We start from the raw sequence: 24,124 nt of genomic DNA on the forward strand, positions 1-24,124 counted from the left end.
GTCTGTATATCGAATGCAAACCATGGGTTAACAAATCTTTAATCCATGAATAGATTAATATTGAGCTATGCTTTTTGTATAGTTTTCAGCTCCCTTATTGCCTCTTGTGCCGAAAATATTCCAGAAACTACTAATGATTTTAAGGTAGATGTCTGTATTTATGGGGCTACTCCTGCTGGGATTGCCTCTGCAATTTCAGCTTCAAAATTAGATAAGTCAGTAATCCTTATTGAACCTACTGTCCGAATTGGGGGTATGGTGACCAATGGGCTGTCTCACACAGATTTTCATTCTTTTGAAGCTTTATCTGGTACTTTCCTTGATTTTACACAAAGAGTTGAAAAGTACTATTCAAATCAGTATGGAGAAAATTCTAAACAGGTAGAAGATTCATTTAGGGGAACTTTTGGTGAGCCTAAAGTCAACCTCATGATATTTCAGCAGATGCTGGATGAGCATCCAAATATTAAAGTAATAAAAGAGGCAAGCCTTAGTGAAGTTCGGATTTCGAATTCAAAAATTCTAAGCACTGAATTCAAGAGAGGAGAGAATAATCTAAAGCTACAGGCTGAAATCTTCATTGATGCAACCTATGAGGGTGATTTAATGGCGATGGCTGGAGTTTCATACACTGTTGGCCGGGAAGGAAAGGATGTCTACAATGAATCATTGGCACCTGATACTACTGATAATCAATTGCAGGCCTATAATTTCAGATTCTGTGCTACCGAAGACCCAGCTAATCGTGTAGAAGTTAAAAAGCCATACGGATACGATAGAAATGATTTCGTTGAGATTTTACCCATTCTAGAATCTGGAGTTTTTGATAAAGTTTTTGGTTACCCACCCCAAAAAGCCATATATAAGGCACATTTACCAGTTAACCCTAACAATAAATTTGACATAAACGACATGTCGAAAGGGATAGTGAGGCTATCACTTCCTGGCAAAAATCTAGGATGGCCAGATGGATCTCCGGAACAGAGAAAAGAAATTTTTGAGGATCATCTCTATCATAATGTAGGCCTACTTTATTTCTTACAAAATGATTCAGAAGTCCCAGAAAAATACCGCACAGATGCTAAAAATTGGGGCTGGTGCAAAGATGAGTTTGTTGAAAATGATCATTTGCCTTTACAGTTATATGTTAGGGAGGCAAGAAGGATGATTGGACAGCATATTTATATTCAAAAGGATAGCGAGCCAGTAGGTGAAGATTCAAGAGCTGTTTTCCACGAAAGCTCTATTGCTACGGGGGATTATGGCAATAACTGCCATGGTACTCATCATGTGGGACCTTTAATCGGTGGGATGCATGAGGGTGAGTTTTACAACCCCGTACCACCTTACCAGATTCCTTATGGGGTGCTTTTGCCAAAAGAAGTAAATAACCTCCTCGTACCTGTTGCAATTTCATCTTCGCATGTCGGTTTCTGCGCGCTAAGACTTGAGCCTATTTGGACATCTCTTGGACAAGCAGCTGGATTTGCAGCTGCCTTAGCTATTGACTCTAAAAAGAATCCCGATAAAATCGAAGTTGATATTTTACAGGAAACTTTACATGAGGATGGCTCAGCCACTATTTATGTGGGAGATGTTTTACCTAGCGATTCTAATTTTGAAGTTGTGCAATGGTGGGGAGCACAGGGAGGTTTGCATCAGCTTAATACCACATCCAAACCGGGACAAAGAGGTAAAAATATAGTTGGGCAATATTATGAAGCAGCACCTTTACATGATGTCAATCTTGAAAAGACCCTGGAGCCAGAAACGAAGGATCGTTGGATTGTAATTTCCAGAAAAATAGGAATTCAAGATAAGGATTTAAACATTCTTCAGCAGATGGAAAAAAGAGGAGATTTTATTCGTGAAGCATATAATTTAACCCATTAAATATAGTTGTTTTTGTAATGTTAAATATAAATGTTTAAGTGCAATTTATGAATGTGAAATTATCTATATTATTTTCTTTATATATACTATTAATAGGTGTTCCGAAACAAAAGGTTTTTCTTATTGGAGATAGTATTTCGGTACATTATACTCCTTATTTAAAAAAATATCTCAATAATGAATTTGAGTTTGAAAGGAAAGAGGATAATGGATTGGCAGAGGAAAACCTAGATGTACCTCAGGGTGCAAATGGAGGCAATACTAGTATGGTCTTGGAGTATTTAAGGTCCAAATTGAAAGATGAGCATTTTAGACCTGACTACCTGTTGTTAAATGCTGGTTTACATGATATTAAGAGGGATCCTGTCACAAATCAAATAGCAATAAATCAAGAAAAATATAAAGCAAATTTGGCTGAGATTTTTGATTTGTTGGAAGAAAACGAGATTAAACCGATATGGATTAAAACCACACCGGTTGTTGATTCAATTCATAATAAAAAAGGAATGGCATTTTTTAGATTTTCTGAAGATGTTGATCTGTATAATAGTATCGCAGATAGTATATGTTTTAATAGAGATATCCCCATCATTGATTTGTTTTTATTTACTAAAAAACTGGACCTTGGAGAATATGTTGATCATGTTCATTTTTCTGAAGAAGCTAGGGAAAAGCAAGCTATTTTCATAGCTGGGTTTTTAGATGGCTATATACAACAATATATCTATAAGAGAGGAAGTGGGGAGAGTGTATAAATAATAAATTTAATGTTTTGTTTAAGTTATAATTATTAAAAGTAATTCAATTATGAAAGAAGTGAGTAGACGAAAATTTATAGCTACTTCAGGTGTTGCTGCTGTAGGAATGTTTTTAACACATCCTGTTTTGTCAGAAATAATTAAGGAAAAGGGTAAGCTGAGGGTAACCTTGGTTGGAACTGGTGTCAGAGGGATTACATTTTGGGGCAAAAAGCTCCAAGATAATTACAGTGATATCTTAGAATTTGTGGGGTTATGCGATACCAATCCAGGGAGATTAAGCTTTGCCAAGCAATACATTGGAGTTGACTGCAAAACATATCTTGATTTTGACGATATGATTGAAGAATCCAAACCTGACTTGGTAATGGTTACCACCGTGGATGCATTTCATCATGAATACATCATAAAAGGACTAAAGAGTGGGATTAATGTTTTCTCTGAAAAACCAATGACTACTGATGAAGAAAAATGTCAGGCAATTTTAGATGCAGAGAGAGAAAGCGGCAAAAATTTAATTATTGGATTTAATTATCGCTACAATCCACATTATACTAAGCTGAAGGATTTATTAAATAATCAACGAGTAGGAAAGATTACTTCAGTTGATTTTCACTGGTATTTAAACGTTTACCATGGCGCATCTTACTTTAGAAGATGGCATGGATATCGAGAATTTGGAGGTACCCTTTGGGTGCACAAAGCCACACATCACTTTGACCTGCTTAATTGGTGGCTTGACTCGGATCCAGTTGAAGTGACAGCCTATGCTGAATTGGAACATTACGGAAAGAACGGAGAATTCAGAGGAGACAATTGTCGATCATGTAATTACAAGTCAGATTGTAAATTCTACTGGGATATTACAAAAGATCAATTCTCAATGGACTTATATGTGGACAATGAAAAGTATGATGGATACATTAGAGACAATTGTGTTTTTAGTGAAGACATAAATATCTATGATAAGATGTCTGCTCAGATTAAATATGCCAATGGTGTGCTAGTAAACTATTCACTTACCACTTATTCGCCCTATGAAGGTATGAGGATTGCCTTTAATGGAATGAATGGAAGGATTGATGCATGGGATGGGATTCCTTGGAGTAAAGACACAAAACTTTCCCAAGCAGATTTGCATGAACAAGAAATGAGTCAGAGTGATGAAGAGAAGGATTTCGAAGAGATTTATGTAATGGACAACTTTGGTGCATACGAGCAAATTAAAGTATTGAAAGAGAGTGGAGGACATGGAGGTGGAGATAAAAGGTTACAGGATAAAATATTTGCAAATCCACAAGCGCCAGATCCTTTAAAGCATTCGGCTGGTTCCAGAGATGGAGCCATGTCAGTATTGATAGGTATCGCGGCTAGAAAAAGTGTAGAAACAGGGAAACCTGTAAAAATTGCAGATCTTACTGATCTTGAATCACGGCCAAATAGAGTTTAATTACTTGAATTGAACTATTGAATATTTCAAATATCTAATAACAATTAACCTGTAGGAATTACCTTCAGGTTAATTGTTTTTTAGTCAAGCTTCCAACCAAATTTTTTTGAACAGAATATTCCAAAACGGGAGAAATACAACTTACTAGCGGATAGAAGAATACGGTTTATAGGAAAGAATTTTTTACCACCAAGTCGAAGAAAACGCAAAGGTTTCAAAAATAATTTTCAACAAATTCAGCTCCGTAGGAACGATAGCATGGTAAAGGCCTTTATAAACTAAAACCAAAACCTCCCGCACAGAAATACCTTTTGGAATCGGATCCATCATCTCGGGAGGATTCCTCCTAGTTGCTTGGTAAGGGAAAACGTTTTATTGAATTGAATATTCTTTAACCGCAAAGACGCTAAAATCGCAAAAGTTTCGCAGAGAACCTTTTAACAAAAACAGCTCCGTAGGTGCTGCATATTTGTAGCCCCAGCCCCGATAGCTATCGGGGTTAACCTGGGGTTGAAAGTTTCTTTATATATTAACCTCCCGCCCAGAAACATTTTTTGGAATTGTACCCATCATCGCGGGAGGTTTCCTCCTAACTGATTGTTAGGGGAAGTGCTATTAATGGAACGAAAAATTTTTAACCGCAAATACGCAAAAGCCGCAAAGGTCTCAAAGAGATAATCATTGAAACTGAATAAACCTTACTTCCTGATGTACTGGAAAAAGGAGGACTATACAGGGAAGTTTGCGAAATCGGAATCTAACAGTGGTGTAAAAAAGTTTCCCCATTTTCATAATTGTCATTTGGTCCATTCCTTTTTTTGATACAATAAATTGTGTAACCAAACGGTTTCATTTATATTAGTAACCGATTAGTTACATATAATATGAGAAGAGACGTTTTTCAGGCAATTGCAGACCCAGTTAGAAGAGATATTATTGAATTATTAGCAACTGAAAGTTTAAGTGTAAATGAAGTTGCAGAAAGGTTTAAGATCAGTAGACCTGCAATTTCTAAACATTTAAAAATTTTAAATGAATGCGGAATAATTGATTTTAACCAGGTTGGAAGAGAACGGCTATGTTTAATTCAACCACAGAAACTTATTCCTGCTTTTTTATGGATAAATCAATACAACAAATTATGGGAGGACAAAATAGATTCCTTTGAAAATTACATCAATCAAATACAGTCAAAAAACGATAAAAAATGAGTGATTTAGCAAACAGAACTCTAACTATAGAGAAAACATTTAATGCCCCTATTCAAGTAGTCTGGGATGCTTGGACACAATCTGAGCATATTGTGAAATGGTGGGCTCCAAGTGGAATGAACATCAAAGTAATTCAACACGAATTTAAAGTTGGTGGGAAATGGAAATATTCTATGTTAATGCCAGATGGAAATGAATTCATATCGGAAGGAACCTATAAAGAAATTGAAGAATTAAAGAAAATAATTACTTCTGCTGACTTTAAACCCATGACCGAAAATGTAGAGCTACAAACCTATTTTGAGGCAATTGGAGATAAAACTAAGTTTACATTTAGTGTTATTCACGCTACACCCGAATATTGCAAGCAGCAAGAAGAAATGGGGTTTTATAATGGCTGGGGTTCAGCTTTGAACAGATTAGAAGAGGTTTTAAAAGAATCATAATAAAAAAATAAGGCCAAGGGTCATATTGACCTTTTGCCTATTTCTATTATGCTTTCATTTATTTTGTTGGGCAAGGGAAATATTTATTAATCAAAACCAACTCCCCCCTCCCGATAGCTATCGAGGATAAAGGGGGTAGGCGGATTGAAATTTCAATATTTGAATTTTTAATACCAGCTTCAGAGGAGCTATAGCTTGGTAAAAGCTTATATAAACCAAAACCCTCTACCGTGGTTTGTGAAGACACAAACCACTCATTTCTTGAGTAGCGAATCTACATAGCTCTATAGAAATGTGCTGAGAATTTTCGAATTCGACCAATACTGTTCCAATCCGCACATCATTTATTTTAAATATGCCTCTAAATGGCCTGAGAGGGGGATTTAAGTTTGGCATTATTATTTATACATTTAGATAAAATTATTTTTATGAAGGAATTTCAATTGGGTGAGTTTGAAGAACTAGTTCTTCTGACCATAGGAATATTAAACAATGTGGCCTATAGCATCGCTGTCAAAGATGAGATGGAGGATAGGCTAAATAGGCCAGTAAGCTTGGGCGCATTGCATACTGCCTTAAAAAGGATGGAAGGGAAGGGATATTTGAAATCATATTTCGGAGAGTCAAAAGAGGAAAGAGCAGGAAGACCCCGAAAATATTTTGAAATCACCGCAACCGGGAAAAAGGCATTACTCTTTTCAAAGGAAACCAGGGATAGTTTATGGAATGCTATTCCCGCTTCCAATTGGCAATCTAGTCTAAAGGGGATCTGAGCGATGAATACTAATGATAAAAGACCTTCTGGTTTTTTGATACAATTTTTTCGATGGTTTTGCCATGCTGATATGGTTGATTACATCGAAGGGGATCTTCGGGAGGTATATGATCGAAGGTTGAAAACATCCGGAAAGCGTAAAGCTGATTGGGGATTTTTTATCGATGTCCTACTGCTTTTTAGACCCGGAATAATTAGCCCACGAAAACCATTTCAAAACCTAACCAACTACGCAATGCTTAAAAACTATTTTAAAATCGGCTGGAGAAACCTGTCCAGAAACAAAGAGTATTCTCTAATCAATGTCACGGGACTGGCTATGAGTATTACCTGTTGCCTTCTGATTTATGCTTTGGTAAAAATAAATTTCAGCACAGATAATTTCCATGATAGTCCCGATAGAATTTATAGAATAGTCACGGAGATGAAAAGTAATTCATCTTACCACACAAGCGGGGTGCCGACACCCTTGCCAGGTTTGATCCGGGAAAATGAATCCTTCGGAGAAGAAATAGCCCAGATTTATTTGGCCAATAATGTCCTGATTACAAATCGTGAATCTGACGGACTGCAGTTTTACAGGGAAGAAGAAGGGGTTGTATTTGTTCAGCCGGAGTTCTTCTCGATTTTCAATTTTCCATTGATCAGTGGCAGCTATAAAAGCCTGGAAGAAACCCCAAATTCAGTTTTTCTGACAAAGGAGAAAGCCCAAAAGTATTTTGGAGAAGGTGATCCTATCGGCAGATCCCTGTTGTTGGACAAAGAAATTGAATTGACTGTGGCAGGGATTTTACAGGATTTTCCACCTAATACTGATTTCCAGTCAGGTATCTACGTGTCTTATCAAAGCTTTAAATCATACATGCCCTGGTTGGCAAGTGAGAATTTTTGGAGTGGGATTTCTGGAAATATGCAATGTTTTGTTCTTCTCAACAAAGGCTTTTCTTCCCAAGATGCGGAAAAGTCCCTGGCTTCCTATGCGGATAAGTATCCTATCAGCCAGGATACCAAAAGCACCTATTCCCTTCAGCCTCTTTCGGATATCCATTTTAATCCAGTTTATTCAGGCTCTGCAAGTAAATCCAGTCTATGGGTTTTAATTGCCATTGGTTTTTTCCTGCTGTTTACTGCCTGCCTCAATTTCGTAAACCTGGCCACAGCAAGGGCGCTTCGCAGATCCAAGGAAGTAGGATTGAGGAAGGTAATGGGAGGTGTAAGAAGCCAGCTTTTTTGGCAATTCATTGCAGAAACAGGAATCATCGTCACTTTAAGTATCTTTTTGTCATTGATCCTTTCCTATTCATTGATTCCTTTTGTCAATCAATGGTTTGGATGCAACTTGGATGTTACAGTCTATTACAATGTAGAGTTCTTTGGTTTTCTGGGGCTGTTGGACTTGGGGATCACTCTACTGGCAGGGTTTTATCCGGCGTTTATCATGGGAGGCTTCAGTCCGATCCAGGCTCTAAAAGGAAAATCCAGCCACTTAAAAGTGGGGGGATTCAATATCAGGAGAAGTCTGATCATCGCCCAGTTTGTAATCTCCCAGGTCCTTGTACTGGCTCTGGTGGTGATGATGAATCAATTAAAATATGCCACTCAGTCTGATTTGGGTTTTGACAAAGAAGCTGTAGTCATGGTGACCATTGAGAATGATTCTTTGAATTTCAAACAAGCCCTAAAAAATGAATTTTTGAGGATTCCGGGAGTGGTGAATGTATCCTTATGTGAAAGTGCTCCGGTTTCAGGTTCGGGTTGGAGGACCAATATTGGCTTGGGACAGGGAGCAGAGGAAAGCGACTTGTTGACCATCATAAAGATGACAGATGAAAACTACCTGGAAACATTTGGTCTGGAACTGCTCGAGGGTAGAAATCTAAATCCTTCGGATACAGTAAAGGAGTTGCTTGTCAATGAAACTTTATTGAAAAATTTAGGGATAGCCGATCCTCAGGAAGCAATGGGAAGGATTGTTACTGCAAACGGAGGAAATATGGAAGGTGAAATTGTAGGGGTATTCAAGGACTTTCATGACAACTCCTTTCATACCGAAATAAGTCCAATGTTATTGACCACAGATGCAAGATCCTATGGAAGTTTTGCTATCAAGTTAAACGTAGGGGCAGGAGTGGAACCTTTACGAGAAATTGAGGAGGTATGGAAAGACAATTTGCCGGAGCAATATTTCGAATATTCATTTTTGGATGATTCTATTGCACGCTTCTATGAGTCAGAAACCAGAATGCTAAAAGGAATCCAGATCTTTTCTTTTATAGCAATTTTAATAGGCTGTCTTGGATTATATGGACTGGTTTCATTTATGGTAGCCCAAAAAACCAAAGAAATTGGGATACGGAAAGTCTTGGGTGGTGGAGTCTCAAATATCCTATGGATTTTCGGAAAGGAGTTTGGCCGATTGATTTTATTGGCTTTTCTAGTGGCATCTCCAATCGGTTGGTTTTTAATGAAAAATTGGCTGCAGGATTTCAAATTTCAGGTAGACTTAGATTGGTGGTTGTTTATTGTCACTTTAGCCACTTCTGCGGCCATCACGGTGATATCCATAGGCTATCATGTGATCAAAGCGGCATTCCTCAATCCGGCAAACACCCTGCAGACAGAATAGATTTTCCCGATACCATGGCCTGTGCCGGCCCGTCAGCAGATGGGGCCTCGCAGGCCATTTTAATTCTTTTTGATGGAGTCAGCAACTGGGCAGGATTTCATCCAAATAGCACAAATGTATTTGGGAGCTATGCATTTTTTATCTCAATTCTACACTTTTAGAAAAATCGAGAGCCTTTCTTCAGGCAAGGACAATCCTTAAAGAACCAATTCATTGAACTGGTTTAGCTTGGGCCATGTTCTATGGCTTATACACCCCTAATTGTCAATATGCCATTTTTGAAACTCCAACCTATGACATAAGTCAGTTATTCATGAAATGCTTCTCAAGTTTTTAGGAGATTGAGGGAGGTACTTTTGCCAGTGCATACAGTGCAACACCAATACACCATTCCTATGAAAAGTATCCATGTTAACTCCTTTATTATTCTATCTGTGTTACTGTTCATGGTCAGCCCTATCTATGGTCAGCAGTCTTATAAATTGTCTGGAGCGCAAAAACTGACGGTTTCTGGCACTTCCACTATACATGATTGGCAAATGGTAGCTAATGACAATACCAGCGGTACTGCTGAGCTGACTATAGAAAAAGGAAATCTGGTCAGCATCCAATCAATGACAATTAATCTGCCTGTTAAAAGCCTTAAAAGCGGTAAGGGTGGGATGGATAACAATGCTTAAGAAGCCCTGAAAGAAAAGAAGTATCCTTCGGTCAAATTTGTGATGTCTGAATTTATTTCAGTCACAGGAAATTCTGTAAAGGTAAAAGGAAAATTAATAGTTGCAGGGACTGAGAAGTCCATACTTCTGGAAGCCGCCTACGCTGTGAATGGGGATTCAGTCCAATTTAGGGGAGCCCACGAAATAGCATTCACTGATTTTAAAATCGATCCGCCCACAGCAGTCTTTGGTACCATCAAGACCGGAGATATACTGACACTCGGTTTTGAGACAAGCTTTTCTCCAATCAATTAAACTACACCAACATGAAATTATTTACGCTAAACTTTATAGCCAGCTTCTTATTTGGGGCTTTGCTTACCTGCAGTACTGCTTTTGCTCAGGAAAAAACGGAACTACAATATTTCCGACAAAACAGTAAAGAGGGTTTGAATGTGTTTGAATCCCCTAAAGAAAAAGGAGGGGATTTTGACAAAGTCCGTGTCTTTGTAGGGGGAGATTTTGCCCTTCAGTTTCAGTCTATCAACCATTCCAATTCCTTGAATAATCTGGTGCAACTTGGCTCCAATTTCAATTTGCCAAGTGCAAACCTTAACATCAATACCCAACTCGCAGACGGGATGAGATTGCACCTGAGAACTTATCTCTCCTCCAAACATCATAATGAGGCATGGGTAAAAGGAGGGTATGTTCAGATTGACCGATTGGGATTCATCAAAGAAGGTTTTCTTGATGGGGTTATGGATTATACCACTCTGACATTTGGTATGGATGAGTTTAATTATGGGGATGCGCATTTCCGAAGAACAGATAATGCCCGGGCTATCTATAATCCATTTATCCCTTCAGATAAATGATTCTAAAAACTTTTCCTTTCACTATCCTTTCATCCTTTTATAGCCGAATCAAGGGATTTTCTTAAGATTTTAATAGACAGTAATGGGATATAAAAAGCTACTGGGAATTCCCCGACTTTGTAAATTCGTTGGTATAAACAAGGGAAGTCAACTGTAAAAACCAAAGTACCTGAACCGAATTCTTAGAGGAGGATACTTTAAAAAATAAGCTCCAGAGGAGCTATAGCTTGGTGAAAAGCTAATTAATCTAAAATCTAAACCTCCCGCCCAGAAATATCTTTTGGAATCGAACCCACCATCATGGAGGATTCCTCCTAACTGCCGGGTAGGGGAAAACGTTTTATTGAATTGAATATTCTTTCTTGTCCTTTTGCCTTGACGCAAAAGGACCAAAAAGTCAAGACACAGCAAAGCTCCCACCGCACTTGCCGGACGCTGGCCCGCTGCTGTGTCTACCCACCGCGCCAACGCTAAAAATAATTGTGGATATTAAATAGATTGCGACGGGGGTACTATTAAGAACCAGCTCCATAGGAGCTAAATATATATAGCCCCGGCCCTGATAACTATCGGGGTTAACCCGGGGATAAAAAATAAAACAATTTTATATCTCCCGCTCAGAAACACCTTTTGGAATCGAATCCATCATCGCGAGGGGATTCCTCCTAATTGATGAGTAGGAGAAGTGCGATTAATGGATCGAAAATTTTTTACCCGCAAAGCCGCAAAAAACGCAAAAGTTTCGCAGAGAACCTTTTAACAAAACCAGCTCCTTAGGAGCGATAGCTGGGAAGGAGCCTAATAATTGAAAATAAAAACCTACCGCTTTGACAATTGTCTAGACGGGGTAAAATATTTTTTTGCTATTTATTTCAAACCCTCAAATAAATTAAAAGCGAGGGACTTGGTTTAGTTCAAGGCTTGGCAAACATTTTGAACGAACTATTTGAAACTGAGAAAATAATGGCCGAACAAAAATATGGAATAGATAAAATCCTGATCAGGATATTGCTGTGGTTACCATCCGTATTAATCGTTTTGTTCTACATTCCTAATGGACTTGACAAACTAATTTACCACGACCAAACAGGGAAAATCGCAGAAAGTAGTGCTGTGATGATAACCACTGGAATTTTTATTTTAATTGGAGTAGGCCTTTTCTTATATCACAAAACAATACTTATTGGAACATCCATGTTAGTCTTATACATGACATTTACTGTTTTAATTCATATTTATAAAGGAAAACCTGCCGAAATTGCAATTCTAATTGTTTTGGCAACCGTATTTTCCTCATTTATCAGAGAACCAAAATTATTTCAAGGGAAGGTGAAAAATGACTCCTGAATTTATAATTGAATTATCACTTTAAGAAGCGAATGTAAAATGACCATTTTATTGTGGTTTTTATAAATTACAAATAAAAGTGGCACGTATTAAACCTTTTTGCAGCCAAAAGAAATGAAAATGGAATTCAGACGATTAGCTGAAGTGGAGAAAAACGAAATTATTGACTTAATGAAAAATGATTTGGATAGAAAGCATATGCTTTGGAGAAGATCATTGATCCGCTGAAACTATTCTAGAAGTTTTCCCTGAACTTTTAGAAGGTCTTTTTAGTACACCTGTTGATTTTCCTTTGAAAATTCAATGCATTGATAAATAGATAGCTTCTGTTTATTTTGGACAAACATTTTGTAGGCTATGACCCGAAAAAAAGTATTTATTTTAAAGAAATGGATGAAAGATCCACAGAATATTATTGCCTTAGGAGTAACTCTGATAAGTGTCTGTGCATTGTTTGTTTCCATAGCCCAAACCAAGGTTATGATTCGTCAGGGAAATTTGATGGAAGTTCAGGCAAAATCTTCTGTAAGGCCGATTTTAAGGTTGACCGGGACTAGGAATTTCGATCCACAAACGGGTTTATTAAAAGAGTTCTTTATTACGATAAGCAATAGTGGTGTAGGTCCGGCCATGATCGATGATGTGCAGATTTCATATAATGGAATTCCTTTGGAAAACTGGACAGACCTTTTCTATAAATTGGAAATTCCTGACACAATACCAACTTTTGTAGATCGGAAGCAATTAAATCATTCCATAATTCAAGCTGGCGAATCTTATAGGTTTTTAGACCTTTCACAAAATCAGGCTTTGGCTCAAATCAGTTTCGAAAAGATCAGTTCTTTGGATTTTAAATTACTTTATAGCTCGATTTATTCTGATCAGTTTGAATTGAAAAATTCAGAAGATGGGTGGAAAAATGAAGCTGTAAAGGATGGAAATTATCAAAAATACGAGGTGAGCTTTGATAATTAATTGGATTTTTTAAGTGAAAAAGATCAGCCTTTTCCCACCCTTGAAGAACATGATGACTTCGGATCTGTTATAAGCGGTCTTAGCTTTAATTGCCTATTTCATCCTCACCCTAACTCCCGACAACATAGTGGATCAGGAGGCGAGGGTAAAGGTCTAAAAATACCCTGTACTGGGAAAAGAAAAGTGTCAGTTCTAATGCACAGTGCGATATCGGGATATGGAATTAGCCCGTCAACCCAATTACTCCCGACTACTGTACGGGATTGGTAAGGGTATATGGGTAGGACCGAACGTTAATAAACAGTCCTGTGGACTGTTTTAGAGAGGGGCCAGTTTGTAGGGCAGGCAAATCCCGCCCAGTCAAAATGACAATTTGACTACAACTTAGCGGGGAATCGAATTTCACGTGTCAAATGATTTTTTTTTAGTTCTCCAGCCAGTTTTATTTAAAACTAAAAATGCATTTATTGCCTTGAGTTTTTTTTGTTTACAAGCAGCGAATCCAAAAAATGAAAATGAAAAGACTGGTTTTTTTTTACCTATTACTTTTATCAGGTATGGTATATGGTCAAATGCCAAACAAATTGACCAAAGAGGATAAAGTTTATGGGCTTTCTAAATTCTGGCAGGAAGTCAACTATAATTTTGTTTATCTGTATAAAGTGGACCAGTTAAAATGGGATGAGCTCTATAAAGAGTATATTGGCAAGGTTCAGGAAAGCCCAAATGATTACGAATATTATCGATTGATGCAGCGCTTTTGCGCCAGTCTAAAAGATGGCCATACCAATATTTATTTCCCTAAATACATTCAGGAAAACGTCCTGAACACCCATTTCGGAGAATATAGATTCATCCTTTCCAATGTTGGGGGAAAAGCCATAATAACCCAAATCAACAACAGCAAGAAAGACGAACTCCCAATCGGTTCTGAGATAATCAGCGTAAACGGGATTGCTACAGCCGATTATCTGAGAGAATCTATATATCCTTTTATTTCAGCTTCCACAAGCTACACCTTGGAAGACTGGGGGATAAGCAAGATGCTTGAAGGTTATGTGGGGACTTCGTATGATTTACAATTAATACTTCCAAATGGACTTGAAAAGCAATTGACCGTTACCATTGCAAAGTCAGAAGAGAAGGAATTTTTCCCGGGACTCCAAACAAGAGAGCTATTGGAGTTGAAATGGTACTCTAACCAAACGGCTTATATCTCACTCAACTCCTTTTCAGATTGGGAAATAATGGAAATGTTCCGGAAGAAGAATAAGGAATTGAAGCAGGCAAAATCCTTGATCATTGATTTAAGAAATAATGGGGGAGGAAATACCTCTATTGGAAAAGTGATTTTACACTACCTCACCGAGGATACAATTTTTTATGGTTCTAAATCCCAGACAAGGCAGCATATAGCGACATTTAAAGCATGGGGAAAGGATTCTTATTTTTACGACCTTCCTTTTTCCCCTGATACTTTAGGGGCTGGAGATAAGAAACTGCTCAGAAATAAGAGGATTGTGGTTCCTACTGTACTATTGATCGGACATGGAACGGCCTCAGCTGCGGAAGATTTTCTGATTTATGCAGATAAGCAAAAACATATGACCAAAATAGGAGAACCCACTTATGGAAGCACCGGTCAGCCACTGAGTTTTAATCTTCCAGAGGGAGGATTAGCAAGGGTTTGTACTAAGAAAGACACCTATCCTGATGGAAGAGAATTCGTAGGGGTCGGAATCCAGCCTGACATTTTAGTTAGTAAAAGCCTTACTGATTTTTTGGAGAATAGAGATCCGGCTTTGGAAAAGGCTCTTGAATATTTGGAAAAACAGAAATCAGAAAAACTCAAAGTGAATTAAAGACTTCAAAAAAAATCAGATAATACCAGATACTATATTATGCTACGAAAAACACTTACTACATTTTTTATTTTTTCCTCTTTTATCGCATGGGGACAGAAAAAGATTGACAACAATCTAACTGATGATCATAAAAATATTAAAGGGACTAAAATTAGCTTAATTCCTCCAAATGGATTTACTGAAGGGCTGAATTTTCTTGGCTTTCAACAATCAGCAAGTGGTTCCAGTATTATGATTTTAGACATTCCCGGACCCTATGCTGAAACTTCTAAAGGAATAACGAAAGAAAATATGCTTAGCCAAGGAGTTGAAGTGAAGAAAATTGATCAACTGACGATTAATGGCCTTCCTGCGATTTTCGCTACAGGGACACAAAATGCTTATGGAAATATTTATACGAAATACATTTTATTATTCGGGACAGATAATGAAACTGTAATAATTAATGGTGCCTATCCAGAAAACTTAAAAAAAGTCGGTGATGAAATCAAAAAATCTATGTTGACTGCATACTACGAGGCTGATAAAAAAATCAATCCATTTGAAAGTCTTGATTATACAATAGACGTTTCTGAAACCAAATTGAAATTTGGAAAAAGCATGTCAAACTCATTGATTTTTACGGTTGACGGGCAAGTTCCTACGACTTCAAATGATAAAACCAGCCTCATAATTGCCAAGTCATTTTCTGAAGTTAGCACTGAAGACAAAAAACTGTTCTCCTTAAATAGAATAAAGCAAATACCCATTGAAATAGAGGATATTGCTTACACAAATGAAATTACAATTGATGGAATATCTGGCTACGAGATCCTTGCAAAAGGAAAAGGCAAAACATCGAATGAAACAGAAAATATTTATCAGGTGATTTTATTCAGTGATAAGCTTTACTATATCCTTTTTGGAACATCAAATGACGAAACAGATAAGAGCTTAGATGAAATCAAGAAAGCCGTTAAGACATTCAAACGAAAGTAATTTTGAGAGTTAAATCTTCTTTGTAATCAACAGATTTCAAATTTTCCTTCGAGAAATCGATTTAGCTCCTTTTACTACTGACTCTGAAAGGAAAACTGGGAGGGTTTAGGGAAGTGAAAGTCAATGGCAAATGTCTTGAATAGGAGAGGTAATTCCTAAGGATAGGCTTTCCTAATCGCTATTTCTTTAAGCAATTCTAAATTGAGAAATCCTAAATTCTAGTTAGTTTGGAGTTAGAAGAAAATTAAATCATGCATCTAGAAAGATTTTTAAGTGCACTTACCAAGCTTAAAAGAGGCTCAACACCCTATGGACTTGCTCCGCATAAGCCCATATTATTGTTGACGATTCTAGATTTGATGGATAGGGGATATATCACAGAAAACAAAATCTTTATTAATGGAGAACTTGTTTCAGCCTTTCATGAAAGCTGGGATTTGCTAGCTTCAGATGGCTTTGTTGAAGACTTCACTCTTCCATTTTATCACCTACAGAATGATAAAATCTGCGGTGTTGCTTTTTGGTTTTTAAAGACTTTTCCAGGATACAAAATAACCAAACCCATTAGAAGTATTAATACACTCTCAGAAGTAGTGGAATATGCCTGCTTTTCTGATATTATTTTTCAGATTTTTACTCACAAGGAAAATAGAGATGCTGTAAAATTGGAATTAGTCAAAACCTATTTTCCGAACATGATTGAATCATATTTTAGAGCAGATAGGGGACAAGGAAAATACTTGAAAGAAGTTCAGCAATATGTTCTCAATGAAGTTCCTAAAGTTATGCGGTTAAGAGTAGCCGAGCCAGAAATGGAATATGTGAGGAATTGGACTTTTAAAAAGTTGGTACCGAAAGTTTATCAAAGTACTTGTGCTATTTCAGGAATGAAAGTGAGTACAACCAATGGAAGATTTCTGATTGATGCCTGCCATATTGTTCCTTTTTGTAGTACTCAAGATGATCGTGTCAGCAATGGAATTGCCCTTTGCCCAAACCTTCATCGAGCCTTTGATAGCGGACTTGTTTCTATAGATCAAGACTACCGAGTTTTGGTATCAGACCAGGTAATTGAAGACCTAACACATCCTTATGGATTGGCAATATTAAAAGGCAGAAAAATTATTTTACCTAATGAAAAGCACCTATGGCCTAGTCAAGAGAACTTGGAAAGGCACAGAGAGGAGAGATTTTTCGATTGAAGGTGTACATCTATAGCTCTTAAAACAAAAGGCCCCTATAAGGGGGCCAATTCTTTTATCTGATTACGTTCCATTTCTGAAAGAGGCTTGATCAGACCTAACAGTACAAATATACGTGAATTATTTAACTTAGTAACATAATGGTTTGCTTTTCTAAAGAAATGCAAAGTGAAATAATAAATCTGGCTAGGTATTCTAGGAAATCCTAACCTGTTGATTGAGGTTTCTGATTAAGAATGATATACCAAACGAATGAAAACTATTCTTAGAAATAAATACTTATCTAGGGCTAGATATAATAGATACCTATTAGCAACAGGCAATAATCTTGTGGCCGCTAAACGCTTATATCAAGCCAATATGAGATTAGCCCAGGCATTTCATCCCTTGCTAAGTCAGTTTGAGGTGATTTTTCGAAATAGTTTGAATGAAGTCCTTATTTCTAATTTTTCGGATTCAGATTGGATAATAAATCAAAAAACTGGTTTTATGTCAGACACCTCATTGAGAACTTCTCACTTTTTTCTGAAAACTTGTTTAGTGAAAACAGAGAGAAAACTTCACCAAAGAGGGATTCCAATCACATCTGGAAAGATAATTGCTGATCAAACTTTTGGGTTTTGGGTTTCATTTTTTCTTCCTCATCATTATGGCTTGGTGTCAGGCAGTCCCATCCATGTCTTCCCACTTAAGCTAGCTTCTGAGAATAGGGCATCAATCCATGTCAAATTAGAAACCCTAAAGAATTTTCGGAATAGGGTAAACCATTGTGAACCACTTTGTTTTTCAGGTCATTCTATTGACTGTACAGAGGCACTTCAGATTAGGACAGTTTTGTATGATCTTTTAGATTGGATAAATCCGGAGTTACACAAATTTTTCAAAGATTTTGATAATATAACGTCCAATTGTAATAGAATTTCATCCATTTAATTTGCTTTACTCCTCCAACCTCTTCTACGGAGCCCCAGCTGCCACACTCCAAAAAGCCAAAGAGCTGAGGAAATCCATGACCCTAGCCGAAAGAAAGCTTTGGGCCGTTCTTCAAAAAAGTCAACTGGATGGCTATAAGTTTCGTGGACTTCCTCACCCTAGCCCTCTCCTTCAGGAGAGGGAATTTGATCCTGCTTGCATTAAGGTATTTACTTCAAAATCACTTTCTGATTATATTAATTAGTAAATGTCCTACTCATCCAATCTTTTCTACGGAGCTTTAGCTACCACACTCCAAAAAGCCAAAGAGCTGAGAAAATCCATGACCCTAGCCGAAAGAAAGCTTTGAGCCGTTCTTCAAAACAGACAATTAGATGGTTATAAGTTTCGTCGACTTCCTCACCCTAGCCCTCTCCTTCAGGAGAGGGAATTTGATCCTGCTTGCATTATGTTATTTACTTCAAAATCACTTTCTGATTATATTAATTAGTAAATGACCTACTCCTCCAACCTCTTTTATGGAGCCCCAGCTACCACACTCCAAAAAGCCAAAGAGCTAAGGAAACCCATAAAAGCTTTCGAAAGCATTAAGTTAATATTTATATGTCTACTCTATTATTAATAATTTAATCGGATCATCTTTTTGAGGCGGGTGGGAATGTCGCGCCAGCGAGCCCAGCGATGGATTGAGGGCTGAAGCTTTGGCGGCGACAAAGGCTTTTGCCAACTTTTGAAGTTGGGATAGATTAAGTATATCATTTAGTGATTTGTTTTTAGCATAAAGTCATTTTAAAGATAAAGATCTTAACAGAGATCAAGTGATCCAGGAATTTGGTATTCGGATATTAAGAATCAAGAATGAGGAAGTGATGGCGGTCCCGACAACTGTACGGGATAGGAGAGGTGATTAGGCAGATAAAAGGATTTCTGGTTTGAGTCACCTCACCCTAACTCCCGATACGCTGTGCTCCCGAATCGCATTGTTCTCGGGATTGAAATATCGGGACAGGCTCTCTCCTTTAGAGCCTTTCCCGCACACTTGCGGGAAGAGGGCATTTGATCCTTCAAAAAAGAAGGAGTCCGTCCTATTAGCATAATCGTCCTTAGTTGCTCCGTATTTCTGACCTCATTATTCCACTTTTAGAAGAATCGATCGCCTCCTCTTTCAGGGAGAGCCTGTCCCGATAACGCAGTGTATCGGGAAGGAGGGAGGAGGCCCAAAAATACCCAGTACTGGGTATTTTTTTGTATCCAAAATTCCTTTTCTTGCAGATGTCTTTTAGTTATTGAAAACGAAGATCCCGGGAGCTTGGCTAAGAATTGAAGATTCAAGGACATGCGATCTGGGAACGCCCCACCAACGCACTTATTACCCTTGATCTCTCATTTGGAGCAGAGCCGATCTCTCTCTCCTAAAGGAGAGGGAGGGGTGAGGTAGAACACCCTTCCGGGCTTAAATCCGGAATCCACCAAACACCATTTGATACTGATATCTTGATGATAGCACAAACGATGACACTCTCTCCCGACCACTTTACGGGTCAGTATACTCCCAATTGTTCATAGCTGTGTCCGTTAACACTAATTTTTAATCCAAGACAACTAAATAAATTTTAACAAAATGGCAAAATTCAATTTTCAAAACTTAGACAGTAAAACGAGACAATTAATGCTATCAGAAATTAATTCTGATATTGAACAGTACCGCCTTTATTTGAGTGACAGGCTTAATTCAACCGGACGAGATAATTATGTGACATATTTAATTAAGTCCGTCATGGAAGGAGATGAAAGTATGTTAGAAAGTATGTTAGACATTAACACACATTTCAACCCGACATATTTGAGACAAGGCAATCCTGTAAAAATGCCTTCTAATGCATCAACTTTGCTTAGCCAAAGCGAGTTCAATCGTTATTATATCAGGGCAATTTGTTTGAGAGCAGTTAATACTGGCATTGAAGCCGTTCAAATTTACCGTGCTAGAGAATCAAGTTGGACACGACCTGAATCAGAAGCAAAAATCGGAAGTCTCATTTCATCTGCTGAACTACTTGAAGACTTAAGAAATTCAATTGGGACAGAGCCCAAGCTTTTCCCTGATATTAATTCAGGTCTTAGTGTTAAACTTTAAATACGTATCATGACAATTTCAACTTCAAAATGTCCGCACTGCCAAAAATCGGGATTTGAAGCAGTTACAGAAGAGCCTAAAGGTTCAAATTTTAAAATAATTTTCATACGTTGTCAATTGTGTAAGACGGTTGTTGGGACTTTAGAGTATTACAATAGTGGTTCCTTGATACACAAGCTTGCAAAAAAATTGAACATCAATTTAGATTACTAAAAAAGTACTGCTAACAACTAGGTTTTCGTCGCGTGCGTAGCACGAGCGATGAAACTCTTCCAAAAGGAGAGCCTGCCCCGGTAGAGCATCGTATCGGGAAGAAGGCCGGGGATGATGAAGAACAACCAACTCACTTCTTGACCTTCATCTCCATCTGAAGTAGAGCCGATCACCCTCTCTCTTTCAGGAGAGGAAGGGTTGAGGTCAGGGTGGAATTACAAATTCCACCAGGTCCAAAAGACAATTTGACGACTCCCAGAAGTTGAAAAAACATTTTGGTTAAAAAAAAATAAGATAAATGGCAGCACCTCGTAACCATATAAAAGTATTTGTAGCTTCTACAATTTATAACTTCCAACCGGAATTGAATAAGATATATGAATTGTTAGATGGGTTTGGCTATGATGTACACAATTCGCATAAAGGAACATTTTTAATTGACAGTAGCGAATCTAATCTTCAAAACTGCATCGAAAGCGTAAACGAATGTGATGTATTTGTGGGTTTTATAAGACCCGATTATGGTTCGGGAGTTTTAGAAAGAGGTGGTAAATCAATTACTCACCTTGAATTTGAAACGGCCGTAGCAAGAAAAATACCTCGCTTTTTAATGGCAGATTACCGGGTGACCTTTACTCGATCATTGATTCGAAAGGCAACATTAGATATCCCTTCATTAGGAGTTCATTTTAATGTGGAATCTTCTAATATTAATTTCAATGACAACAAGATTATGGATATTCGTTGTGTCCAGCTATATGAAGAAATGATAAAGGATAAAATTCCACCATTAAAAAGAAAAGGTAATTGGGTTCAAGAATACGTGAACCTAGATGATATTAGGCTGCATTTGGATAGTCAATTTAAATATCCAGAGCGTATAAAATCATTAATGGATAAAATCAGCAAGTTATGAACAGAACAGTTTCATTTATAGCTGAATTAATTCAGCAAAAAGAGAGCATACAAATTGAATTTGTAGGAGAATACAAGGTGTCTCAAATTTTGAAAGTGATTTGTTCATTCTTAAATACAGAAGGTGGATGGGTTTTAGTTGGCTATGATGGCAAAGAATTCAGAGGTATTTCCGGAGGCATAGAAAATAAAGTATCGGAGCTCAAAAATTTAATTTTTGACCAGATTTTCCCACAACCATTGGTAGATGTTCGGTTTGAGAAATATAAAAGCCTAGATGTATTGCTTATCAACGTAATCAAAGGCTCTCGACAACCTTACACCTATGAGAAGAAATATTTCGTCAGAAAAGGTAGACAGACACAAGAGGCAACGACGGATGAAATAAGTTTGTTACTAAGAACTTCAAATGAGTATGCCTCAACTTGGGAAAAACAAACTGCTATTGATGCTACTTTAGAAGACTTGGTTCAAAATGAGATTGAACTCACCATAAGCGATGCGAATAAAATTGGGAGAGGAAAAAGTTTGCCAAATGATATGTCTGGCTTTTTAAGCTATTTTCAGCTGGTAGATATGAGTTTAATAAGAAATGGAAGTATTGTATTGTTTGGCAAAGATCCTGTGAAATTCATTTCCCAATGTCAAATTCGTATAACCCTGATGCCCCACGGAAAAACGGGGAGTAGGTTTGACGATACCGTTTTAATTGAAGATAATTTATTTGCGGCTTTTAACCGTATTGAAGAATACTTTACTCGAAATCTGCCAATGATAAGTGAGTTTAAATACGATAAATGGAATAGAAAGAATGAAGAAAAATATCCAATGGATGCATTGCGAGAGGCGGTGCTAAATGCGATGGTTCACAGGGATTATGCTGACATTTCAGGCGATATTACTATCAATATTTATCCTGACAAAATGGAAATCATTAATTCAGGAGAAATACCCCCTGATATTATTTCAGGTAAGAACAATATCAAAGAGCATCATTCTGTGCTTCGCAATCCAACTATTGCACATTTGTTTTATTTAAGGGGTAAGATTGAAAAACTAGGAAGAGGTTTGAGTTTGATTAAAGATAGATTCGTTGAAAATGGGTTGAAAGTTCCTGAATGGACTTCACAAAGCGGATATACTACACTTACTCTTTATGGATTTTCGAAACCCATAGGAGTAAATGACAGAATGTTAACCTTTATGAAAAAACTTAAAGTTGGAGAACAGTTTTCTAGAGAAGATTTTGAACGGTTTTTTGAGAGTAATATTTCTGAAAAAACGGCAAGGAATGACATTGGAAAATTGATGGAAGGTAGGTGGGTGGAAAGAATAGGAGAAGGACCCTCAACCAAATACGTTAGAACTAATAAAGAATTACCGGAAATTACCGGATAACACATTTTCAAATAGAATTATGCTTGATTTTCAATTATTTAAACCCTTTTCACAACCTGACACCATACCGGAAATTACCGGAAAGCTTTAAATAGTTGCCATATGAAATTACCGGACTTACCGGATTTAGAAAAGAAAGAGCCTGATAATGAAATATTTATGGATAGGCGAATTGCCGGGCTTTGCCGGAAGCTAATTTGGAAGTCCCAACTAGCTTCAGACAACATCATTGGTTCTGGAAGGTTACTACGCCGAGTGGAGTGAGGTAATAAAATTAATTACAAATTGTGAAAGGATTTTAGGCTGAAATACAAATCCCACCAAATCAACATGAGTGGGAAATAGCAAAAAAAATAAAATTGCATCCATTAACGGCCGCCAGTAAATATGCGTGATACTAATTTTAAATCTACGGGTATAATAGAAAGATCAGACAGATTAGAGTTACATTATTTTTTTAAAGATGAAAGTCATTCAATTGACTCAATTCTAAGAAATGAATGTGAAAAGGAAATACTTTTCATATTTAAGGAAATCTCTGATACTTTAAAGTTAGATCTAAGATTAGAGACTTCGCCTCCAGAAGATGGTGGTTTTAAAGAAATATGGAATTTTATTGGTAAAAACTCTGCTCAAATATCATTGTTAGTTAGTGTTGCAGCAATAATTATATCTCGCTTTCCGACAGAAAATAGAGAATTAACTAAACTTCAAATCGAGAACTTAAAGCTGGATAATGAGCTAAAAAGCAAAGAATTGGAAAAGCTAAATTTAAAGGCTTTAAAAGAGGAAGATGAATTAATCCAGGATAAATTAATAGGGTCTGTTGAGCTGGTTAATAAAAACTATCGAATCGCATGGCGTAAATCCAATTTTTATAAAAAACTCTTTGGTTATAATAAACTCGATTCTATTGAAATCTTGAGATTTAAAGCCAATGAACCAGTAGGAAAAAAGAGGGAAGTCTTAAGGAATGATTTTAAAAATTATATTTTAGATAGCGATGATTTACCACCATTATCAGTTGAAAAAGCTGTCATTGACGTAATTTCACCAGCGATAAAAAGAGGGAGATTCAAGTGGAAAGGCTTCTATAACAATGAGATAATAAGTTTTGATATGAATGACTCCATATTCAGGCAACAGGTCTTAAAGGGGGATGTTCACTTTTCAAACAAGTTTTCGATTGAGGTAGAGATGACTCAAGAAAGAAAAATAAATCAAGATGGTGGAATAAAAATAACAAACACTTCAATTACTAAAGTTTGGGCTTCTGTCGAGAATGGAAATAGAATTGAATACAAGTAGGATGGAGAGTGTTAGCTAAACTCTGTCCCATTTTTCACCAAAGGTAACCTACAAAAAACCCAAATTAGTATCTTTAAATCTAAACTATAATTGCTTTCCAAAAGCATCTGGTAAGAAATCTGGTTTTAGCGTCTGGCAAATGGTGGAAATGCTCGCCCGT

General features: G+C 37.1%; 21 protein-coding genes and 1 pseudogene. All 22 read left to right on the forward strand.

From position 1 onward, the window contains the following. The first annotated feature begins 45 nt into the window (after positions 1-45). The 22 genes and pseudogenes from J0A69_RS12350 (at position 46) to J0A69_RS12450 (ending at position 23,964) form a co-directional block, all read left to right on the forward strand. On the forward strand, positions 46-1,893 hold the full coding sequence (locus J0A69_RS12350; RefSeq protein WP_206586859.1) for an FAD-dependent oxidoreductase: 1,848 nt from the start codon (positions 46-48) through the stop codon (positions 1,891-1,893). Between the two features lie 47 nt (positions 1,894-1,940). Continuing rightward, positions 1,941-2,648, forward strand: a complete 708-nt coding sequence (locus J0A69_RS12355) for an SGNH/GDSL hydrolase family protein (protein ID WP_206586860.1) — start codon at positions 1,941-1,943, stop codon at positions 2,646-2,648. Positions 2,649-2,700: 52 nt separating this feature from the next. After that, positions 2,701-4,101 (forward strand): Gfo/Idh/MocA family protein, encoded by a 1,401-nt coding sequence (locus tag J0A69_RS12360; RefSeq protein WP_206586861.1) that lies wholly within the window; start codon positions 2,701-2,703, stop codon positions 4,099-4,101. Positions 4,102-4,985: 884 nt separating this feature from the next. After that, entirely contained in the window at positions 4,986-5,312 is a 327-nt protein-coding gene (locus tag J0A69_RS12365; RefSeq protein ID WP_206586862.1) for an ArsR/SmtB family transcription factor, read from the forward strand. Continuing rightward, positions 5,309-5,758, forward strand: a complete 450-nt coding sequence (locus tag J0A69_RS12370; RefSeq protein ID WP_206586863.1) for an SRPBCC family protein — start codon at positions 5,309-5,311, stop codon at positions 5,756-5,758. Before J0A69_RS12365 ends, J0A69_RS12370 begins: the two co-directional genes overlap by 4 nt. Before the next feature lie 428 nt (positions 5,759-6,186). After that, complete coding sequence (locus J0A69_RS12375) at positions 6,187-6,531, forward strand: PadR family transcriptional regulator (RefSeq protein ID WP_206586864.1); 345 nt, start codon at positions 6,187-6,189, stop codon at positions 6,529-6,531. A gap of 36 nt (positions 6,532-6,567) precedes the next feature. Beyond that, positions 6,568-9,159 (forward strand): ABC transporter permease, encoded by a 2,592-nt coding sequence (locus tag J0A69_RS12380; RefSeq protein ID WP_206586865.1) that lies wholly within the window; start codon positions 6,568-6,570, stop codon positions 9,157-9,159. A 395-nt stretch (positions 9,160-9,554) separates the two neighbouring features. Then, positions 9,555-9,839 carry a hypothetical protein gene (locus J0A69_RS12385; protein WP_206586866.1) on the forward strand — a complete coding sequence of 95 codons (285 nt, stop codon included), beginning with the start codon at positions 9,555-9,557 and terminating at the stop codon, positions 9,837-9,839. Positions 9,840-9,845: 6 nt separating this feature from the next. Beyond that, on the forward strand, positions 9,846-10,133 hold the full coding sequence (locus tag J0A69_RS12390; protein WP_262897720.1) for a YceI family protein: 288 nt from the start codon (positions 9,846-9,848) through the stop codon (positions 10,131-10,133). 11 nt (positions 10,134-10,144) lie between these two features. Further along, positions 10,145-10,696, forward strand: coding sequence for a hypothetical protein (locus J0A69_RS12395; protein ID WP_206586868.1), 552 nt, complete (start codon positions 10,145-10,147; stop codon positions 10,694-10,696). A gap of 963 nt (positions 10,697-11,659) precedes the next feature. Beyond that, on the forward strand, positions 11,660-12,043 hold the full coding sequence (locus J0A69_RS12400; protein WP_206586869.1) for a hypothetical protein: 384 nt from the start codon (positions 11,660-11,662) through the stop codon (positions 12,041-12,043). A gap of 357 nt (positions 12,044-12,400) precedes the next feature. Further along, positions 12,401-13,018, forward strand: coding sequence for a hypothetical protein (locus J0A69_RS12405; RefSeq protein WP_206586870.1), 618 nt, complete (start codon positions 12,401-12,403; stop codon positions 13,016-13,018). Positions 13,019-13,527: 509 nt separating this feature from the next. Further along, positions 13,528-14,880, forward strand: a complete 1,353-nt coding sequence (locus J0A69_RS12410) for a S41 family peptidase (protein ID WP_236032825.1) — start codon at positions 13,528-13,530, stop codon at positions 14,878-14,880. 39 nt (positions 14,881-14,919) lie between these two features. Continuing rightward, entirely contained in the window at positions 14,920-15,861 is a 942-nt protein-coding gene (locus tag J0A69_RS12415; protein WP_206586871.1) for a hypothetical protein, read from the forward strand. Between the two features lie 251 nt (positions 15,862-16,112). Next, positions 16,113-17,063, forward strand: coding sequence for an HNH endonuclease (locus J0A69_RS12420; protein ID WP_206586872.1), 951 nt, complete (start codon positions 16,113-16,115; stop codon positions 17,061-17,063). Positions 17,064-17,997: 934 nt separating this feature from the next. After that, complete coding sequence (locus J0A69_RS12425; RefSeq protein ID WP_262897717.1) at positions 17,998-18,240, forward strand: DUF559 domain-containing protein; 243 nt, start codon at positions 17,998-18,000, stop codon at positions 18,238-18,240. Between the two features lie 559 nt (positions 18,241-18,799). Continuing rightward, positions 18,800-18,907: pseudogene (locus tag J0A69_RS22780) on the forward strand (hypothetical protein); the annotation flags it as partial. 710 nt (positions 18,908-19,617) lie between these two features. Continuing rightward, positions 19,618-20,130, forward strand: coding sequence for a hypothetical protein (locus tag J0A69_RS12435; RefSeq protein ID WP_206586875.1), 513 nt, complete (start codon positions 19,618-19,620; stop codon positions 20,128-20,130). Positions 20,131-20,375: 245 nt separating this feature from the next. Further along, the gene (locus tag J0A69_RS22665; RefSeq protein WP_262897718.1) at positions 20,376-20,501 is read left to right on the forward strand and encodes a hypothetical protein; all 126 of its coding nucleotides are present in this window, start codon (positions 20,376-20,378) and stop codon (positions 20,499-20,501) included. Positions 20,502-20,641: 140 nt separating this feature from the next. Next, a complete protein-coding gene (locus tag J0A69_RS12440; RefSeq protein WP_206586876.1) occupies positions 20,642-21,259 on the forward strand; it encodes a DUF4062 domain-containing protein in 618 nt (205 codons plus the stop codon). Then, positions 21,256-22,656, forward strand: coding sequence for an RNA-binding domain-containing protein (locus J0A69_RS12445; protein WP_206586877.1), 1,401 nt, complete (start codon positions 21,256-21,258; stop codon positions 22,654-22,656). Before J0A69_RS12440 ends, J0A69_RS12445 begins: the two co-directional genes overlap by 4 nt. 387 nt (positions 22,657-23,043) lie before the next feature. Beyond that, positions 23,044-23,964 (forward strand): hypothetical protein, encoded by a 921-nt coding sequence (locus tag J0A69_RS12450; protein WP_206586878.1) that lies wholly within the window; start codon positions 23,044-23,046, stop codon positions 23,962-23,964. Positions 23,965-24,124: the final 160 nt, after the last annotated feature.

Source organism: Algoriphagus pacificus (assembly GCF_017254845.1).
Taxonomy (GTDB): domain Bacteria; phylum Bacteroidota; class Bacteroidia; order Cytophagales; family Cyclobacteriaceae; genus Algoriphagus; species Algoriphagus pacificus.

Excerpts from the sequence above, each read along its gene's own strand:
- J0A69_RS12450 (WP_206586878.1), top strand. The coding sequence starts at position 23,044 with ATGCGTGATACTAATTTTAAATCTACGGGTATAATAGAAAGATCAGAC.
- J0A69_RS12440 (WP_206586876.1), top strand. The coding sequence starts at position 20,642 with ATGGCAGCACCTCGTAACCATATAAAAGTATTTGTAGCTTCTACAATT.
- J0A69_RS12415 (WP_206586871.1), top strand. The coding sequence starts at position 14,920 with ATGCTACGAAAAACACTTACTACATTTTTTATTTTTTCCTCTTTTATC.
- J0A69_RS12405 (WP_206586870.1), top strand. The coding sequence starts at position 12,401 with ATGACCCGAAAAAAAGTATTTATTTTAAAGAAATGGATGAAAGATCCA.
- J0A69_RS12445 (WP_206586877.1), top strand. The coding sequence starts at position 21,256 with ATGAACAGAACAGTTTCATTTATAGCTGAATTAATTCAGCAAAAAGAG.
- J0A69_RS12435 (WP_206586875.1), top strand. The coding sequence starts at position 19,618 with ATGGCAAAATTCAATTTTCAAAACTTAGACAGTAAAACGAGACAATTA.
- J0A69_RS12395 (WP_206586868.1), top strand. The coding sequence starts at position 10,145 with ATGAAATTATTTACGCTAAACTTTATAGCCAGCTTCTTATTTGGGGCT.
- J0A69_RS12350 (WP_206586859.1), top strand. The coding sequence starts at position 46 with ATGAATAGATTAATATTGAGCTATGCTTTTTGTATAGTTTTCAGCTCC.
- J0A69_RS12420 (WP_206586872.1), top strand. The coding sequence starts at position 16,113 with ATGCATCTAGAAAGATTTTTAAGTGCACTTACCAAGCTTAAAAGAGGC.
- J0A69_RS12410 (WP_236032825.1), top strand. The coding sequence starts at position 13,528 with ATGAAAATGAAAAGACTGGTTTTTTTTTACCTATTACTTTTATCAGGT.
- J0A69_RS12355 (WP_206586860.1), top strand. The coding sequence starts at position 1,941 with ATGAATGTGAAATTATCTATATTATTTTCTTTATATATACTATTAATA.
- J0A69_RS12400 (WP_206586869.1), top strand. The coding sequence starts at position 11,660 with ATGGCCGAACAAAAATATGGAATAGATAAAATCCTGATCAGGATATTG.
- J0A69_RS12370 (WP_206586863.1), top strand. The coding sequence starts at position 5,309 with ATGAGTGATTTAGCAAACAGAACTCTAACTATAGAGAAAACATTTAAT.
- J0A69_RS12385 (WP_206586866.1), top strand. The coding sequence starts at position 9,555 with ATGAAAAGTATCCATGTTAACTCCTTTATTATTCTATCTGTGTTACTG.
- J0A69_RS12365 (WP_206586862.1), top strand. The coding sequence starts at position 4,986 with ATGAGAAGAGACGTTTTTCAGGCAATTGCAGACCCAGTTAGAAGAGAT.
- J0A69_RS12360 (WP_206586861.1), top strand. The coding sequence starts at position 2,701 with ATGAAAGAAGTGAGTAGACGAAAATTTATAGCTACTTCAGGTGTTGCT.
- J0A69_RS12375 (WP_206586864.1), top strand. The coding sequence starts at position 6,187 with ATGAAGGAATTTCAATTGGGTGAGTTTGAAGAACTAGTTCTTCTGACC.